This is a genomic window from Corallococcus sp. AB030 (assembly GCF_003668965.1).
Classification (GTDB): Bacteria; Myxococcota; Myxococcia; order Myxococcales; family Myxococcaceae; genus Corallococcus; species Corallococcus exiguus.
This window is the reverse complement of the sequence record NZ_RAWQ01000122.1, coordinates 1-16,548: the sequence shown is the minus strand read 5'-3', so window position 1 is coordinate 16,548 and position 16,548 is coordinate 1. Positions and strand designations below refer to the sequence as shown.

Annotated in this window: 21 protein-coding genes and 2 pseudogenes; 12 read left to right on the top strand and 11 right to left on the bottom strand. The window is 67.9% G+C overall.

The window, feature by feature from the left end; genetic code table 11:
• Positions 1 to 80: 80 nt before the first annotated feature.
• The 6 genes and pseudogenes from D7Y15_RS26220 (at position 81) to D7Y15_RS44810 (ending at position 4,277) form a co-directional block, all read left to right on the top strand.
• Positions 81 to 758 (top strand): hypothetical protein, encoded by a 678-nt coding sequence (locus D7Y15_RS26220; RefSeq protein ID WP_121754278.1) that lies wholly within the window; start codon positions 81 to 83, stop codon positions 756 to 758.
• A gap of 290 nt (positions 759 to 1,048) precedes the next feature.
• Positions 1,049 to 1,273 (top strand): annotated as a pseudogene (locus D7Y15_RS26215) (cell wall protein); the annotation flags it as partial.
• On the top strand, positions 1,270 to 2,601 hold the full coding sequence (locus tag D7Y15_RS26210) for a hypothetical protein (RefSeq protein ID WP_148712871.1): 1,332 nt from the start codon (positions 1,270 to 1,272) through the stop codon (positions 2,599 to 2,601). The pseudogene D7Y15_RS26215 and the gene D7Y15_RS26210, both read left to right, overlap by 4 nt.
• Entirely contained in the window at positions 2,594 to 3,070 is a 477-nt protein-coding gene (locus D7Y15_RS26205) for a hypothetical protein (protein ID WP_121754276.1), read from the top strand. The genes D7Y15_RS26210 and D7Y15_RS26205 overlap by 8 nt, the downstream gene beginning before the upstream one ends.
• A gap of 192 nt (positions 3,071 to 3,262) precedes the next feature.
• On the top strand, positions 3,263 to 4,054 hold the full coding sequence (locus D7Y15_RS45945; protein ID WP_233605096.1) for a P63C domain-containing protein: 792 nt from the start codon (positions 3,263 to 3,265) through the stop codon (positions 4,052 to 4,054).
• 61 nt (positions 4,055 to 4,115) lie between these two features.
• Positions 4,116 to 4,277 (top strand): hypothetical protein, encoded by a 162-nt coding sequence (locus D7Y15_RS44810; RefSeq protein ID WP_158629112.1) that lies wholly within the window; start codon positions 4,116 to 4,118, stop codon positions 4,275 to 4,277.
• A gap of 45 nt (positions 4,278 to 4,322) precedes the next feature.
• Here D7Y15_RS44810 and D7Y15_RS26190 read toward each other — a convergent pair whose 3' ends face one another.
• Entirely contained in the window at positions 4,323 to 4,565 is a 243-nt protein-coding gene (locus D7Y15_RS26190) for a hypothetical protein (RefSeq protein ID WP_121754275.1), read from the bottom strand.
• Between the two features lie 123 nt (positions 4,566 to 4,688).
• Here D7Y15_RS26190 and D7Y15_RS26185 point away from each other — a divergent pair, with 123 nt between their 5' ends.
• Positions 4,689 to 4,955: a hypothetical protein gene (locus D7Y15_RS26185; RefSeq protein WP_121754274.1), complete on the top strand. Its 267-nt coding sequence runs from the start codon at positions 4,689 to 4,691 to the stop codon at positions 4,953 to 4,955.
• Positions 4,956 to 4,991: 36 nt separating this feature from the next.
• Here D7Y15_RS26185 and D7Y15_RS26180 read toward each other — a convergent pair.
• The 8 genes and pseudogenes from D7Y15_RS26180 to D7Y15_RS26155 form a co-directional block, all read right to left on the bottom strand.
• A pseudogene (locus tag D7Y15_RS26180) lies at positions 4,992 to 5,812 on the bottom strand (IS5 family transposase).
• A 46-nt stretch (positions 5,813 to 5,858) separates the two neighbouring features.
• Positions 5,859 to 6,173, bottom strand: coding sequence for a hypothetical protein (locus D7Y15_RS44265; protein WP_148712870.1), 315 nt, complete (start codon positions 6,171 to 6,173; stop codon positions 5,859 to 5,861).
• An 81-nt stretch (positions 6,174 to 6,254) separates the two neighbouring features.
• A complete protein-coding gene (locus D7Y15_RS26175) occupies positions 6,255 to 6,701 on the bottom strand; it encodes a ParB N-terminal domain-containing protein (protein WP_121754273.1) in 447 nt (148 codons plus the stop codon).
• Between the two features lie 17 nt (positions 6,702 to 6,718).
• The gene (locus D7Y15_RS26170; RefSeq protein WP_121754272.1) at positions 6,719 to 7,168 is read right to left on the bottom strand and encodes a hypothetical protein; all 450 of its coding nucleotides are present in this window, start codon (positions 7,166 to 7,168) and stop codon (positions 6,719 to 6,721) included.
• 49 nt (positions 7,169 to 7,217) lie between these two features.
• Positions 7,218 to 7,616, bottom strand: coding sequence for a ParB N-terminal domain-containing protein (locus tag D7Y15_RS26165; RefSeq protein ID WP_121754271.1), 399 nt, complete (start codon positions 7,614 to 7,616; stop codon positions 7,218 to 7,220).
• Positions 7,617 to 7,725: 109 nt separating this feature from the next.
• The gene (locus D7Y15_RS26160; RefSeq protein WP_148712869.1) at positions 7,726 to 8,115 is read right to left on the bottom strand and encodes a ParB N-terminal domain-containing protein; all 390 of its coding nucleotides are present in this window, start codon (positions 8,113 to 8,115) and stop codon (positions 7,726 to 7,728) included.
• 502 nt (positions 8,116 to 8,617) lie between these two features.
• Entirely contained in the window at positions 8,618 to 9,091 is a 474-nt protein-coding gene (locus D7Y15_RS44260; RefSeq protein ID WP_148712868.1) for a hypothetical protein, read from the bottom strand.
• A 302-nt stretch (positions 9,092 to 9,393) separates the two neighbouring features.
• A complete protein-coding gene (locus D7Y15_RS26155; protein ID WP_121754269.1) occupies positions 9,394 to 10,098 on the bottom strand; it encodes a DNA methyltransferase in 705 nt (234 codons plus the stop codon).
• Between the two features lie 1,318 nt (positions 10,099 to 11,416).
• Here D7Y15_RS26155 and D7Y15_RS44255 point away from each other — a divergent pair.
• The 5 genes from D7Y15_RS44255 (at position 11,417) to D7Y15_RS26130 (ending at position 14,986) form a co-directional block, all read left to right on the top strand.
• Positions 11,417 to 12,181, top strand: coding sequence for a hypothetical protein (locus tag D7Y15_RS44255; protein ID WP_148712867.1), 765 nt, complete (start codon positions 11,417 to 11,419; stop codon positions 12,179 to 12,181).
• A 121-nt stretch (positions 12,182 to 12,302) separates the two neighbouring features.
• Positions 12,303 to 13,343 carry a hypothetical protein gene (locus tag D7Y15_RS26145; protein WP_121754267.1) on the top strand — a complete coding sequence of 347 codons (1,041 nt, stop codon included), beginning with the start codon at positions 12,303 to 12,305 and terminating at the stop codon, positions 13,341 to 13,343.
• 2 nt (positions 13,344 to 13,345) lie between these two features.
• Complete coding sequence (locus tag D7Y15_RS26140; RefSeq protein WP_121754266.1) at positions 13,346 to 13,756, top strand: hypothetical protein; 411 nt, start codon at positions 13,346 to 13,348, stop codon at positions 13,754 to 13,756.
• A gap of 90 nt (positions 13,757 to 13,846) precedes the next feature.
• The gene (locus D7Y15_RS26135; RefSeq protein WP_121754265.1) at positions 13,847 to 14,488 is read left to right on the top strand and encodes a hypothetical protein; all 642 of its coding nucleotides are present in this window, start codon (positions 13,847 to 13,849) and stop codon (positions 14,486 to 14,488) included.
• 12 nt (positions 14,489 to 14,500) lie between these two features.
• A complete protein-coding gene (locus D7Y15_RS26130; protein WP_121754264.1) occupies positions 14,501 to 14,986 on the top strand; it encodes an SMI1/KNR4 family protein in 486 nt (161 codons plus the stop codon).
• Positions 14,987 to 15,038: 52 nt separating this feature from the next.
• On the opposite strand, the gene D7Y15_RS26125 is transcribed toward D7Y15_RS26130, so the two are convergent.
• The gene (locus tag D7Y15_RS26125; protein WP_121754263.1) at positions 15,039 to 15,746 is read right to left on the bottom strand and encodes a DNA methyltransferase; all 708 of its coding nucleotides are present in this window, start codon (positions 15,744 to 15,746) and stop codon (positions 15,039 to 15,041) included.
• A 587-nt stretch (positions 15,747 to 16,333) separates the two neighbouring features.
• Positions 16,334 to 16,548 (bottom strand): hypothetical protein (locus tag D7Y15_RS26120; RefSeq protein ID WP_233605095.1); only part of this gene is annotated, 215 nt, incomplete at its 5' end.

Below are 16,548 nucleotides of genomic sequence, written 5' to 3'. Positions count from 1 at the left end.
GGCCCGCCTTCTTCCTCTGCGCGCTGAGCGGTTCGTCAGCGTGCGTCCTTCCAAACAATCCCATCCATTCGAGGCAATTCATGCGGAGCATGTTGAAGCTGGTGCTGTTGGTGTCGCTGTTGATCTCTTCCATGGCGTTCGCTGCCGCTGCGCCGCCCCCCGCGGACTTCGGCTCGGCCGCGCACGTCGCGGAGGTGGCGAAGTTCCTTCCGCAGCACGCACGCACCTTCATCGACAACTGCAAAATCCTCGCGCAGACAGCTGCGGACAGGGTTGGCGCGAAGTTCGGATGGAAGTCCGCGAGTCAGGTGCCAAGCCAGACGCTGGAGTGCATGGCCTACAAAATCCAGCTGGGCTACCTGTTGAAGCAGGGGGCCAAGGAGAGCGTCCCGCCAAGCCTCATTGCCTGGGTCCAGTTCCAGGCGCGCCGGGCGTGTGGCGAGGATGACGATGGGCGTGGTGACTCGACGAAGGGGAAGGCCGCGCTGGTAGAGGCCGCGAAAGTCCTTCCGGGCCTCCCCATGGGCCCCGCCAACAACCCCAACCGTGCCTATCAGCCGGAGCACAGCAAGCCCGTACCGCAGAGGGAGGGCGTGCGCGGGCACCAGGGCCCGCTGCCGGAGAAGGACAAGCAGACGGTGGCCACCATCAAACCGAATGAGGCGTGGACGCCCGCCCAGGCCGCGGCAGTCACCTTCGCCATCGCCTGGGCCATCGCCAGCGAGTTCTCCGACGTGATGACGCTGGGCCTGCCGTAGCGGCTTTCTCTCTGTGGTTCGAGCGGGCGGCGCAGCACGGGCCGCCCGCCTCTCCCCGCGCGCCGTCACAACGGCGGCGCGCTCAACCCCAACAACGAAGCGAGACGAACGTGGCGATGAAGACGAAGAGCAGTGGTGGCCTGCTGGAGCTGGCGGACACGTTGGAGGAGGTCGCGCAGTTGCTGCGCGACACCGTGGCGAAGCTGGGCGGCATGGTGGCGCCCGCGCCTGCGGTGAAGGCGCCTCCGACGAGCGCGGCCAGGCCGGCGAAGCCCGGCAAGGCGAGGGGAGCCCAGGCCGATGGCACGCGCGTGTGCGCCATCAAGGGTTGCGGCAAGCCCAGCCGGACGAAGGGCTACTGCGCGGCGCACTACCAGAAGCTGCGCAACCTGGAGAAGACGAACCGGCGCCCTGCGGCGTGGGCGGACAACGCCGCCCCCAACAGCGTGGAGGACGTCCAGCTGCCGCGCGGTCGCGCCGCCTCGAAGGCGCTGGCGGAGGCGAGCACCCAATGAAATCAGCGGACGTCAGCGGCATGCCGAAGGAGCTGGAGGAGGTCCGTCGCATCGCCCTGGGCGAGGTGTCCGCCGATGAGGCGCAGGTCCGGGCCGCGCTCGCGCAGGCATGGGCCTGGCTCGCGCCGCTGACGTCCGCCCTGCCGTCGGTTGGGCCGTCTTCGAGCGTGCCGAAGTACGCGACCGGGGATGTGGAGCGGTGGTTCCGGGCGGTGGTCGCGCGGACGAATGGCTCCACCGAAACGATGATGGCCCGGATGCTTCGCGACGCCGCGCTGGAGGGCGCGAAGGTGCCGGGGCTCGTGGCGGACAACGCGGCGCTGTTGGACGCGTTGAAGGAACTGGCCGAATTGATGGATGGTGTTCTCGACGGCTCGTACACGCCCGATTCCTTCACGCTCCAGGTCGCTCACCGAGCGCTGGCCGAGGAGCACTCCGGCGCGGCTCTACTCGCGGAGCACGCGCGCGAGGTGTCCACGTTCCAGGCTCTGGTGGCGGAGCTGGAGGGCGAATTGGAGCAGGAGCGAGACAACTCGCGGACCCTCGCCAGCGCTGGCCTGGAGACCGAGAAACAGCGCGCAGAACTGGAGTCCGAGCGCGACGCCCTCCGCGCGCAGGTGGGGCAGTACGAGAAGTCCATCACCACCGCGCTTCGCATGCTCGCCGAAGGGCAGCACGCGCTTGTAGAGTCGAACCTGCGCCTCGCCCTCTCCACCCCGCCCGCCGAGACGACGCCCGGCCCGAACTCTCCGACCGTTCCGGAGGGTTCAACCGCTCCCACACACCGAATGCTGTCGCCGCTCGACGTGCGCCCCGCGGTGCCGCCGCTGCTGCCCGTCAGCGAGCGCATCCAGCAGTCCCTCGCCAAGCTGGGCCACGAGCCCACGCCGCTGACGACGGCTGCGGCGGATGCGCTGCACCCGTCCGGGCGCTGCACCTGCACTGGCGAAGGCACGTGCGCGTGGTGCCGGGCGCGCTGCGACGCGTGCGGCAGCCCGTACATCCCCGAGGCGGTGCGCCACTCGCTCGCCCAGGTGTGGAGCGCCCTGCGCATCACCACCGCGCACCAGGGCGTGGCCGCCGCTGTCCTCCGTGCGGTGTACCCGGAACTGCCGGTGCCGGACGCGCGCGCCGAGGCGGACAGTCTCTTGGCCTGGAACGCGTTCGCCGAGGCCGTCACCGAGGCCTCGCGCCTCGGGGCGGAGGACATGCGCGAGCGGGCCTCCGCTGTGGTCGTGGGCTCGAACGCCCCTCGGCGCGGGACCTTCGACATCGCGCGCGCCGTCCGTGCCTTGTCGCTGCCCGGGGAGGAGGTGGCCTGTGGGTAGCTACGCGAGCCGGACGAGCGTGCCCGTCGCCAAGACGGAAATGGAAATCAAGGAACTGCTCCGCCGCCACGGGGCCACGCGCACTGGCTTTGCGGAGGAGGAGGGCCGCGCGGTCATCATGTTCGAGATGCAGGAAAGGCGGGTGCAGTTCACGATGCCCCTGCCTCGGCGGGACGAACTGCGATTCGCAGAGGACTCGCGCGGCTACACGCGGACCGTCGAGTCGCAGCGGAAGCTGTGGGAGCAGGCGTGCCGCGAGAAGTGGCGAGCGCTCCTGCTCACTATCAAGGCCAAGTTCGTCAGCGTCGAGAGCCAGGTGGAGACGTTCGAAGAGGCCTTCCTCGCGCACATCGTCGTCCCCGGAGCCGGCGGCACTCTCGGCCAACGCGCGTTGCCCGCCATCGCCGAGGCGTACAAGACGGGCACGCTGCCTCCGCTGCTTCCGTCCGGGGAGCCCCCCCGTGGCTGACGACAAGCGAAGTCCCAACCGGCGTCGGCGGCCAACTTGAGGCCCGCCATTGGGGAGTTGCTCTGAGTGCTCCCTGCGGAGCGACGACGCGTAGGGGTTTGCTCTCCAGAGAGGCGGCCGCACCGGTTTCCATTTTGTGATCCCGCCGCTCCGCAATGAGACCCTCCCACATTCACCAGAAGGAGGCAGTCAATGCCGTGCCAGTCCAGCAGCATCCAGGTGTTCGAGTTTGATTCGCAGAAGGTCCGCACCGTCACGGGGCCGGACGGAGATCCGTGGTTCGTGGCGGCGGACGTGTGCGCTGTGCTCGGCATCGCCAACAGCCGTGACGCGTTGTCACGTCTCGACGATGACGAAAAGGGTGTCGGCACTACCGACACCCTTGGCGGCCCGCAGCAATCCGCCATCCTCAGCGAGTCCGGCGTCTGGGCCCTGACGTTCCGGAGTCGGCAGCCAGCAGCCAGGCGCTTCCGTAAGTGGGTGACGAAGGAGGTCATCCCCGCCATCCGCAAGACGGGCGCCTACGTCGTGCCGATGCCCATGGTCCGCGAGGCGGTGGCGAAGCTCTTCGTCCGCCCGACGCTGGGGGCGTGGGCGAAGCGCTTCCCCGACGAGTTCTACTGGCACATCTACCGGATGCGCGGGTGGACCTGGCGGAACATGGAGGTCAATCACCCCCAGGCCGTCGCAACCTACACCATCGACTTCGTCTACGAGCGGCTGGCCCCGGGCCTGCTTGAGGAGTTGGAGCGGCGGAATCCCTCCAACGCAGGAGGCAACCGGAAGGCCCGGCACCACCAGTTCCTCACGGAGTCCATCGGGCACCCTGCGCTGGAGCGGCACCTCTACGCGGTGCTCAGCATCATGCGCGCGTCCATGACGTGGGGCGACTTCACCATCGCGATGGACCGCTTCCACCCCAGACAGGGGCGCAACCTGATGCTGGCGCTGGTGGATGACCTGCTGCCGGCGCCGCGCTTCTAACCGCGCGCCTTGCCGTTGCGGCACCGCGTGCGCATGGCCACCTTCCGCCGAGGAGGTAACCATGCCCCTGTCCCGGATGCCCGTCGTGAAGCTGCACCTCACCGCTGCCGCAGCGAGCCTGCACGCGGAGGCCATGGAGTGCGGCGGGCAGCTCCCGGCCAACGCCGAGCGCGTGGCCCACCTGGTGGACGACGCGCTCCGGGGGGCCAGCCGCGAGTCATAGACGGACGTGCGCGGGCCGCCGCCGGCGGACTGGGTGGCGCCGTGACTACGTGCGTGCGAAGGCGGCGCGGATCTGGTCGAAGGCTCGCGCGGCTTGGCCGCTCGCGTGCGTCCGGTACCTGCGCCACGCGTCGTTGATGAGCTCGCGTCGCTCATCCTGGTATTCCGGGGGTGATGACCAGTAGTGCATCAGCGCCTTGGTAAGGACCTCCAGGCTGTTCCTAGTCCCTACCTCCATGTCCCGCTTCCCTGCCGCACTCAACCGCACCAACGACACCCTGTGGCGCATCTCGCCCGCCTCCTGTGAAGCCCCTCACCGGGAAGCGTCTCATGCGGGCATACGACTCCGCAGCCCGAATCGACCAGCGGCACGCCTCCTGCTCTCCGCGCTCGACTGACGACGACGGAGCGGGTGGCACTGGCGCAGCGCCTGGGCGAAGCGGAGCTGGACGGGAGTCCCGAGGCGCGGACCCGGCTGGCGGAGGCGCGACGGGAGTACCTCGCGGCGGAGCACGAGGCGCTGACGGCTCTCGGTGCACGGCAGGCGCTGAACGTCATCGAGCCGCTCGCGGCCAGCGCGGGCCCCGTGCCCCCGCTGCCGGCGACGCGAGCCAACCGGTCATTCCCTACCGCCTCTTCCTCTCCCGGGCGTGCCGCTACCCCACGCGCGGCCACGTGAGGAGCTGTGGCGGGACGCCTAGAGCGTGTCCGCAAACTAGAGCCAGAGACGAATAGAGGCGATGAGCACCATCGCCAGGTAGTTGGCGGCGCGCTTCTCGTAGCGTGTCGCCACCCTCCGGTTCTGCTTCAAGCGATTGAAGAGGCACTCGACGCGGCAGCGCTTGCGGTAGGCCGCCCTGCGGAAGGTGCGAAGAGGCGGCTGATTGGAGCGAGTGGGGATGACGGCCTGCACGCGGTGCGCTCGGCACCAGTCGCGCAGGCTGTTGTAGCTGTAGCCCCTGTCTCCGACGAGCGCATCTGGCAGACGGCGCGGTGCGCCTGGGGAGTGCGCCCGAGGGACTGCTCCGCCCGCCATGAGTGCGGGGAAGGCTTGCGTCTCGTGCCGATGGCCCGCCGTCAGTGCAAAGACGAGGGGCCGGCCCGCGCCTTCCGCCCGGACGTGGAGCTTGGTCGAGAAGCCTCCTTGGCTCCGCCCAAGCGCTTCAGCCTCCCCCCTTTTGCCGGCGTGCCGCGCGCGCCAGCTGCATGTTGGTGGGCCCGCACGACGCTGGCGTCAACGTAGTGCAGCGTCCAGTCCAGCTGTCCGTCCTGGTGCGCCTCCGCTTGGAGTTGGCGCAGGATTCGCGCCCAGATTCCCGCCTCCTGCCACCGGTAGAAACGGCTGCTGAGCGTCTTCCAACTGCCGAAGCGCTCCCGGGGGACTTCACGCCACGGCACGCCCGTGCGCAGCACCCAGCAGATGCCGTCCAGTACCAAGCGGTGGTCTTTATTCGGGCGGCCCCTGGCCGGCCGCTGTGGTGGCAGCAGGCCAGCCAGTCTTTCCCACTGCGCGTCGGTAAGTTCGCCCCGGTTCATGCCTGCTTCAACGCCGGGCGCCCTCGACCTATTTTGCGGACACGCTCTAGTCCCATCCCTCGGCCAGCTTTACGTAGAGGTTGAAGAGGCGTTCGGCGAGATGCTCGACGTCCTCATCCCGCATAGAGCTGAGGGCCGCCTTGAGGCTTCCGTCTCGACTCCGGTCGGCGATGCGGTTCACCTCGTCCTGGAGAGCCTTCACCTCCGGCCATAGAGCAGCAGGGAACTGGCGTGAATCGTTCGCAGCACAGAATTCACGCAGCGCGACATCAAGACGACTGCGGAGGGGCGCATCGGCCGTTGCGAGGTGGGAAGCGGCACCTCGCGTCTTCTCAAGGCCATAGGAAGGAAGTGGGCTCATACCGGGAGTATAGTCCTACCGCTTCTTCTCCCGGGTGGTCGACGCGCCGTCCTCAGAGCTGGCGGCGGATGCTCGCGTGCCTCAGCGCTGCCGCTTCACGCGCTCGACCAACTCCTCCGCATTGGCGACCACTTCCGCAACGAGGAGCCCCATCGCGATGGGGTCCACCGCGCCGAAGTACTCGGCCATATCCTCCTGCTCGATGCGGTCCCCGCGCTTCACGCTGTAGAGCCAGTCGCCCCGGGGCGTGGTGTGGACATACATGGCGTCGCCCAGCGTCGCCACGTAGCAGGGAGCAACCTCCAGGCCTGCGGCGGACGCCGCCGCCAGCCGGTGGCTCCCGGTGAGTGCCAGGAACGTCCTATCAGCGGATGGGTACGGCACCACCACCAGCGGCCGGCCCTTCCAGTTGCGGGCCTCCATGGACGCGCGGATGGCATCCAGCTTCGCCTCGTCGCGCACCTCGTGCGGCGGGGTGATGTCCGTGAGGGGGATGTCGATGACGCCTGGGATGTTGTGGATGTCCATGGATTCTCCTGGGCCCACTACTTCAGGTGCCACAGCGCCGCGATGATGTTCCAGACGAGTGACGCGCACGCGATGACGAGCGCGGCCCGCGGCACCCAGCGACTGCGCCGCGTCTCCGCGAGCGACTCAGTGTGCCGAAGCATCGCCGCAAGGTAGTCCTCGTGGCGCTGCAGGTTCTCGACTTCCGCTTCGAGACGCCGCTTCCTTGATGGAACGGCGTCATCCGGCGCCACCGCGAGCCTCGTCCTCATCCGAGCCACGAGTCGCTGTGTGACCTCGTGGCGCGTCTTGAGCTCCAGCAGGGCGAGTCCCTCAGGTGAGGAGGCGAGGCGCGCAAGTTCAGGCGCAATCTCCTTCATGAATCCGTCAATGACGTACGTCCATGGCTTCTCCGCCCGCACCGCCTCTTCGGTCAGAGTCGACGCCAATCTCGCGAACTTCGCCCCGACATCTTCGTGCTTGCTCATGCTGCGGTATGTCTCCAATGGGGGTGTGCAGTGCGCGCGAAAGCAGCCCCTACCGCTTCTTCTTCTCCCGGGCGAGGACGTCCGCCGCTTCAGGGTCCCACTGGCGCAGATGTTTCTCCAGCTCGGCCCTGGCGATGGGTTTGCCGTCGGCGGAAGTGCAGAGCAAGCCAGGGTCGTCCTGGTCAGCGACGTGAACACGCAGGCCAGTCCCGAGCCGGACAACCACAGCGGGGATGGAATCGCGGCCGGCGAGGCGGGCAGCAGCGAGGCGATGGCTCCCCGTCAGCGCGAGAAACGACCTAGTACTCTCATCGCGGGGGGCGAGAACCAGCGGACGGGGCTGCCACTTCTCATCCGCCATGGACGCGCGGAGGGAGGCCATCGTCTCATTATTGAGCTCTCTCTTCGGAGTGTGAATCTCGTTGATGCGGACCTTGATGATGCCCATCTGGCCTCCCGTGGTTGGACTGCACTTACCGCCTCTTCTCCCGGGCGGCCGACGCGAGTCAGGCAGCCCGCCGGGTCCGTGTCGCTGTAGTAGAGACGGAGGCCCCTCGCTAACGCCCCTGCTTCTCCGGTGCGACGAGGTCCGCCGCCTCCGGGGCCCACGATCGCAGGTAGTCGGCCAGGGCTTCCTTCTCTAGGACGCTGCCCGCCGCGTCCCGAAGGACGTAGCCCTCGGGCGTCACGTCGACGGAGAGGTGTGTCCCGGGCGTCAGCACGACGGTGTCCACGATGTCCCAGCGAACGGACTTGGCCCCCGCGAGCCGGTGGCGTCCCGACAACGCCAGGAAGCGGAACTTCTTGAGCGGGGACGGCACCACAACGACAGGGCGCCCCACCCACCCGTGGCACTCGATGGAATGCCCCAGCATGGCCGTCTTGAACTCGTCCTCTGCGGGGAACACCGACTCGAGGAAGTTGAGGTGCACAGGCCTATTTTCCATGGGGCAGCCTCCGCTGAGTTTGTTCGCCGCAGAGCCTACCGCTTCTTGGGCGAAGAGGTCCGCCGCGATTGGGCAAGAAGGCTTGGGCAGACACACCCCGGCAAGAGGACGACGTAACGGGAGGCGCTGGCGCAGCGGCTGGGAGAGGCGGAGCAGGAGCTGCAGCGGGCGCAGTGTGATGCAGACGACAGTCCCCGGGCGCGGATACGGATGGCCCGGGCGCGAACGGACTACCGCGACGCCGAGCCCCTGACCTTGCAGGTGCTCGGCGCGCGTCAGGCGCTGGACCCGGTGGAGCAGCTCGCGACCTACCCGTGATGGCGGCTCACCACTTCGGAGGCTCCAGCACCAACCACTCGCTGCGGCAGGCGTCGCACGTCCTGCGGCAGCTGCCCGGGAACACGGTGACGGTGCGAATCATCGCGTAGCCCGGAAGACAGCGACTGCAATCGTCGCCGTGCTGTCGGCCGCATAAGGAGAACGCACCACTCCTCACGACTGGCTAATTACAGTGAACACGCATCACGCCGACACTCGCAACTGAAGCCTCGAAACCAAAATACGCCAACAGGTCAAGGCACTTACCAGCCGAGGGCTTGGAGTATACGGGCCCTGCGTATGTCGCAAACTGGCCAGTGTCGACGTCGTCCCAGTCGCCCGGCCCGCTGCTTGAGACCCGGATGAAAGCGACGCGGTTCATTGTCACGCCGCAATTCGTATAGCACTCAGCGACGCCGCAGTTCCTCGTTCCATTATAATAGAGATTGTAATGCCCCTTCACTGCCCCATTGCTGTTCTTCATTGGGTACGTATCAATGAGGCTGTAGCCAGCACCACACGGGTTGCCCGCTGCCTGCTGGACGCTGCCATTTGAGACCTCCGTTTCAGCTTCCTGCCCCTCAGTTCCGCAACCACCAATCACCAAAAGACACGTTGCCGAGAGGAAAAACAGCGACGAGCGAATCTTCACCTGCATGAGTAGTCCTTAGTGGTAGGTAGAATTCAGGCCATACCAACAATTCTTGGCTGGCGGGATTAAACGCTGGCACGCGGGAAGAATGGCCGCATAGTGAACGCTCAGTCTCCCACTGCCGTTCGAGGGCAAACGGAACAAAGGCGGGACAATATGGATGCATTCCGGTCCAGCCGTGAGCTACGCACTGCAGGGAATGGGCAGAGCTTTCGACACCCGAGGGCTGGGCACCCAGCATTTCCCGTGCGCCGCGCGAGCCGCGTTAAGGTTCGCGCAGCGGCAACGGATTGGCAGTACGTCGTGCGTCATGCAGCGCGGGCGACGGTCCCGCCGTGCATCAGCCGGCGGGCGGCCGCCTCGCAGTAGCGCTCATCGAGCTCCACGCCCACCGCGCGCAGCCCAAGCTGCTGCGCGGCCACCAGTGTCGCCCCGCTGCCCACGAACGGGTCCAGAACGAGGCCACCCTTCGGGCACGCGCGCTCGAGCAGGTAGGCCAGCAGGTTGACCGGCTTCTCGGTGGGGTGTGTCCGCGCCCGCGCGGGCACCGGCGGGTAGCCGGAGAGAACCGCCCCGTGCCGCTTCCCGAACAGGGCCCGCCGCGTCGGTCCGGTGCCATGCAAGACCACCTCGTAGTCCGGCGCGAAGCTAGCGGCGCAGTCGCCCATGCCGCCCCGCGCCTTCCACCAGATTGGCGCTCCCTTGATCTTCATGTGCGCTGAGGCCGCGTCGAAGAAGTCGGGCCAGGATTCCCAGTGACAAAAAACGAAGGCGTGCAGGTCGGGCTTCAGAGCGGGGCCGGCTGCGGTGAGCGCCTGGCGGAAGACGCGCATGCCCTGGCGGGAGCCGTCGGCGCGGATGGCCGCGCCGCTTCTCCCCTTGGCCTCGTAGGCCATCCCGTAGGGCGGGTCGGTGAGCAGCACGTCCACGGATTTGGACGGGAGTCCGAGCAGTGCGTCGCGGCAGTCGGCGTGAAACAGGGTGATGGTGTCGGACTGGAAGTAGGGCTTCACTCTGGGGGCCTCGTCGAGGGCGTGGCGCAGGGGTGCACCACGCGCGCGCGTAGTGCACGGGCGATGCCGAAGGCTGGCCTGACGATTGCCAGGTCATCCAGGTGCTTTGCCTGGAGTCACCATGAAAATGAGTCTGCTCTTCTCGCTCGTAGCGGCTTTTCTCCCCGCCGTCGCGTTGGCTGGTAGTTCCACTTGTAGCCAGAGCGATGGGCCTTGCAGGACAAGCGCGGACTGCTGCTTCTCTGCCAACGTGTGCTCATCTGACGGCTATTGCCGAGCTGCTCGTACGGTGCAGAACTTCTGCGCGCGAGGCGGCGCGCTATGCATGGCCCAGGAGGAGTGCTGCCCCGGCTACGCCTGCCTACCGAAGGATTCACAGGCAAGGCTCTCCATCGGCGTGTGCACCCCTCGCGTCGAATGCGCGGGTCAGGATGCCACCTGCAACGGATCCACACCGTGCTGTAACGGGCTCACCTGCAGGCAAGGTGCGTGCGTCCCTCCGGGCCTTGTTGCCCCGCGCGCCTGCGGTGGCCGCGCCGCGCAGTGCACAGCAAGCAGCGAGTGCTGCACCGGTTTGTCGTGCGACTCAGGGCAGTGCCACCCCTCCCCCACCACCAGGACTGGCCAGCGCACCAGGACTCGTGACGAGGCGCCGCAGAGCGCCACCTCTCCGACACGAACCAGCCACGAAAAGGGAGAAGCTGCCGTCTGGCGCGAGGTGCACTGGGGGAAGGACGTCCAGCAGAAGGAGGAGGAGCACCGGCAGCGACGGGAGGAAGAACGACGGCAGGAAGAGCGGCGAGCAGAAGCCCGGCGTGAAGCAGCCCGCGAAGAAGCCCGCCATGATGCAGCTCGCGAGGAGGCCAGAAGACAGGCAGCGAGGGACGAGGCACGCAGGCAGGCTGCCCGCGATGAGGCGCGCCGAGCCGCCATGCGCAACGGCCGCTGAGGAACAGACAAGCCCTGCTGGCAAGGCCGTCCTACGCGATAGAGGCCCGTCCGCGCCCGCGGACACTGCGGCGGCCTGGGCGGTGGCTGCTCCCAGTCGAGCCGCAGCACACCGAGGCATGCCTCGTGCTGTGAGCCAGAGCTCCCGCCCAGCGGGAGCCGGAAGCCTTCAGGCCCCGGCTACACACAGGACACGTCCTTGAACCCGCGCCCTCCCTCTTTCCTGCCCCGCTTCGCCCTCATCCTCGTTGCCGTGACAGCCTTGCGATGCGGCCCGTCTGAAGAGCAGGACGAGGGTCCGCTCACGCGGCCTCCTGTCTCGCAGGACGGAGGTTCCTCGGACGGCGGTGCGAGCCAGGTGGACAGCGGCATGCCCACCCAGGACGGGGGCTCCTCGGCCCGTGATGGTGGCGGCTCCATCTGCACACCATCCTGCTCCAGCAGGTCCTGCGGCACGGATGGCTGTGGCGGCACCTGCGGGACGTGCGGCAGCAGTGCTACGTGCAGCGCCGCCGGGACGTGCGTCTGCATCCCCCAGTGCAACGGCAAGACGTGCGGGCCTGACGGCTGCGGTCGCGTCTGCGGTACCTGCCCGGCAAACGCCACCTGCAGCGCCGCGGGCAACTCTTGCGCGTGCGCGCCGGGCTACGCGCCCAACCAGGCGCACACCGGCTGCGTCCGCGTCGGCGGCGCCTGCGAGGGCGTCAGCCAGTACGGCTACTGCTCCGGAGACACCTGGGTGCGGTGCGACGCACAGGAGGGCATCGTCACCATGGAGTGCGGGCCGAGCCGGTGTAAGCGGCTCGACGCCGCCGGCAACGGGGCCTGCACCTGCGGCAGCATCGACGCCAACGGCGTCTGCGCCACGGCCTCCGGCGCCAGTGCCGCGACGCCCCGTGTCCACTTCACCTGCGCAATGAGTGCCGGAGTCCTCATCGCCAACAACTGCACCGCGGCGACAGGATCCTCCGCGGGCTTCTGCTCCACCTTCGTCACGTCCTTCGGGCACCAGACGACGTGCTTCTGCGGCACGTGCTCCGTGCCCGGGCGCACCAACCAGTGCGGCTCGCTGTGCAGCAACCCCGCGCAGTGCCAGTACTCGGCGTCCGGCAACTTCCACACCTGCGGTTTCTGAGCCCCGCTCGCTCGTGGACGGCCGTCCCTGCAGCGGGATGGGGCGGCTGGGCAAGTCCAGAGGGGAGACGTAGGGCACATGCGCTGCACAGCTCCGGAGAGACACGTCTCACGGAGCCAGCATGGACCCCATCTCACGCAGCCGTACCGCCCTACTCCCCACCACCTACAGCGAGCCTGCGGAGCAGCCCCAGCGCTCCGCGCCGAAGCCCCTGGCGCTGGAGCGGGCCATCAACACCGTCGACGCCTTCACTCCGCACACGCCTGCCCAGAAGGCGCTTGTCGATCAGGTCCGCCGCGCGACGACGCCCACGGCCATCACCATCCGCCCGCCGGCCGAGGGGTTGGCGAAGGCGGCGGAGAGCGAGCCGCGCGTCACCGCTCAGGGCTTCCTCAGCGGCATCGGCGACGCGCTGTCGGACTTCGGCGGTCGTGTGGTGGACGGCATCGCCGGCATCGGCAAGGGCATCTACGACAGCGTCAAGGGCACCCTGAAAAACACCTGGGAGATGGCGGAGACGTTCGGCAAGGGCCTCGCCAACATCTTCACCGGCCGCTTCAAGGAGGGCTTCGCGCAGCTCGGCTTGAGCGTGCTGAAGGCGATCCAGACGCCGACGGACGGACTCCTGCGCCTGGGCGGAAGCATCCTCAGCGCCATCCAGACGATGCTCTTCATCGAGCCCCCCAGTCGCAAGCTGACGGGCGACGAGTTGGCGGCGCTGCACACGGTGTACGGAGACTCCATCGACTACACGCGCATCGAGATCAAGGAGGGCAACGCGGGCCTCCTCACCATCGGCGGGCGCCCTTTCACCCACGGCGACACCATCTACATCCCGAAGGACTCGCTCCCTCTGACGCCGGAGCTGCTCGTCCACGAGACGGCCCACGTGTGGCAACACCAGAACGGTGGCAACGACTACATGAGCGAGGCGTTGGTGGCGCAGCTCTTCGGCGACGGCTACAACCTCGGGAAGGCCCTCCGGCAAGGCAAGTCGTGGGAGGAGATGAACCCGGAGCAGCAGGCAGAGCTCATCGAGTTGGCCTTCGGCCAGGGCTGCTTTGATGAGCCGCCGGCGCCGTTCAAGATCGACGGCAGGGACTACACCCAGCAGTTCGAGGCCGCGAAGGAGTCCCTCCGCGCCGGCCAGGGAGCACCGTGAACATGCGCCTCCACCGAGTCCTGCCGCTCGCGCTCGTCCTCCTCCAGGTGGCCTTCCTCACCGCCTGCCAGCCGCCCCTTGAGGTTGCGCTCGCATCGAGCAGCGAGAACCTGCCGAGCCCCACGTTCCTGGTTGAGGAGCCCTCCCAGGATGGCGGCCCTCCACGGTACGACGTCATCCGAGTGGTGACCGAAGAGGGGAAGACGGTGTGGCACGTGCGCGCGCTCTCCTTCGGCGGGACGCGCGGACGCCGTGTCGTCTACGGCGAGGTGCCGGACGGCTTCGAGACGGTGGAGCCCGCCCAGCCGCTGCAAGCGGGGCGGCTCTACAGCATCGGAGTCTCGGGTGAGGGCTCCGGCGCGCTGCGCTTCGTCACCGGGCAGGACGGCAGCGTGCGTCCGGAGAAGGAATAGCGCACAGGTTGTCCCGCGAGCCCTACCTAGCAGGGCGCACTCGCAGCCGTGACTTAACTTTCTAGTTTTGCCGTGCTGGCATGTTGAACCATGCCAGCCGGCCTTGCCCTCCACCGCTCCGCGAGTGTTGCCGCGCTCCTCGCCCTCGTTGGCTGCGGCTCGGCCACTATCGCCGGGGGCGGCAGTCCAGCGCACGCGAAGTGGGTCAGCCCCTTCTTCACGACGCCAGACGGCGGGCAGCTGCGCACGACCATCTACTACGGGCCCTGGCAGTGCAGCGCCGCGTTCATCAGCCGCTGCGAGTCGAAGTGCTCAGCGCAGGGACTCCCGCTCATGGGCTGCATGTGGCTGGCCGACATCAAGGGCGACTGGCAGGGGCGATTCCTGTTGATGCCCGCTGAGGCCGGCGGACGTCTCGCCATCACCCACTGCTGCTGCGACTACCCGAAGGTGGCGGACCCAGAGAGCCTCCGAAGGGTGTGGTCACGCTCCCGCATCCGCTTCCGCGAGGAGTGGGCAAAGGAACTCGGCACCTGGCCGAACACAGCGGGACGAGCGTGGCCCGGTCACCACCTGCGCGACTTCCTTCATGGTGGAGATCCGACGGCCCCCAGCAACGTCTTGCCCGTCCCTGATGACGTGCACACCACCATCAACACCGAGTACCCGGCCTGCTACGCCCCCGGCGGGAAGTGGCTCACGCCGGGTCCTGAGCGACCGTACGCGGATTGAGGTCAGGCCTCCATGTCCACGCTCATGAAGCGCCTGCTCGCGGAAGTCGACCAGCGCCATTTCCCGAATCCTCCCGCAGCTGCCGAGGAACTCGCGGCCTTCGAGGCGCGCGTGGGCTGGAGGCTCGACGATGACCTGCGCGCCTTCTACCTGCACTGCGATGGAGCTGCCCTCTTCATGCCCTGGCCGGACACCAACTTCTGGATCCTCCCGCTCGCCCAGGTTCGCCGCGGGCGAGTGGCCATCCAGGGGCGGGACGAGGACGCGAACGGGCCACCAGACTGGTACACGCTCGTAGACCTTCAGGACACGGACTTCGTCCTGATGGATGTGAGCCAACGCGGAGGTCCCTACCCCATGCGCGACGGGTACCACGGGACGTTTCCGGATCCGACCCATACGAAGGTCATCGCGAAGTCGTTCGGGGAGTTCCTGGAGAAGGCGCTGGCCAGCGGGGACGACTACTTCTGGCTGAGCGGGAGCACGTCGGAGGGCTGAGCGGTTCCGGTTTCTCGCCCCCATTCGATGGGAAACCGGAACCGGGTGCAGCTCAGGCGGCGCGGGCAGCCGTGATCGCGCCTGCCTCAAGACGCCGTGCGGCGGACTCGCAGTAGCGCTCCTCGAGTTCAACGCCCACGGCACGCAGCCCGAGCTGTTGCGCGGCCACCAGCGTCGCCCCGCTGCCGGCGAATGGGTCCAGGACAAGGCCGCCCGTCGGGCAGGAGCGCTCCAGCAGGTAGCTCAGCAGGTTGACGGGCTTCTCGGTGGGGTGCGTGCGCGCCCGCGCGGGCACCGGCGGATAGCCATCTAGGACCGCGCCGTGCCGCTTCCCGGCGAGCGCGCGGCGCTTCGGCCCTGTCCCGTGCAGCACCACCTCGTAGTCCGGGGCGAAACTGGCGGAGCAGTCCCCCATGCCGCCCCGCGCCTTCCACCACATCAACGCGCCCTTGATCTTCAGATGGGCGCTCGCCGCGTCGAAGAAGTCGGGCCAGCTCTCCCAGTGGCAGAAGACGAAGGCGTGCAGGTCAGGCTTCAGCGCGGGCCCCGCGGCCGTGAGAGCTTGGCGGAAGACGCGCATGCCCTGGCGGGAACCGTCCGCGCGGATGGCGGCGCCACTCTTCCCTCTGGCCTCGTAGGCCATCCCGTAGGGCGGGTCGGTGAGCAGCACGTCCACCAATTCGGACTGGAGTCCGGGCAGCGCGTCTCGGCAGTCGGCGTGGAACAGGGTGATGGTGTCGGTCTGGAAGTAGGGCTTCACTCTGGGGGCCTCGTCGGGGATGTGGTGCGGAGGTCGCACCACGCGCGCGCGTGGTGCACGAGGGATGCCGCTACAAACACAACCGCGCGAGCCCAAACAGCCGTTCCGCCCCCAAAGAGCGACTGTCATATGCACTTGAAGTGCGGGCCATTCCGATGCTTCTGTTCTTCATCAAGCGTGGGACGGGGTGTCTCACGTCATCGAAAGGATGTCTGGAATGCCGTACAGCCGTGAACTCGAAGACAGCATCGCGGAAGTGAAGGCCCATCACCCTGGTGTGATGGTTGAAGCCACCGGCTACAACAGAGTTGGCTATGAGTGCTGGGTTGCGGTCCGACACACGGACGGCTCGTCCGGGTGCGTAGTGCAGGTGAGCAGAGTGCCAGGAACTGGCGGCCAAGAGGATGTGGTTGCATGGGGCCGCCAGGAACTGATCCGCGGGCCTGGCGACTTGCCGGGGTGCGCGCGCTGCCCGAAGGAGATGATCTGGCGGACTCTTGGAACAGAGGCACCTGCGCCATAACCGGCGCTGCGCAGCCCTTGGAACAGCGACGGCCCGCCCCAGTTCCCCGGAGCGGGCCGCAGCACTACAGGCCGAACGTGTATCGGATGCTCGCGCCAGCCATCCGCTCGCGCTGGTTGGCCTCCACAAACCCGAAGACGCCCAGGTTTTCGCGGAGCCTCGCCCCACCCTCCAGGCGCGCGTAGGCGCCCGAGAGCGAGGAGATGCCCGCCTGGGCCTCCAGGTAGCCGGTCCGCACCGGCACGTCGCTCAGCACCCGCGACAGCCCCGCGGCGACGG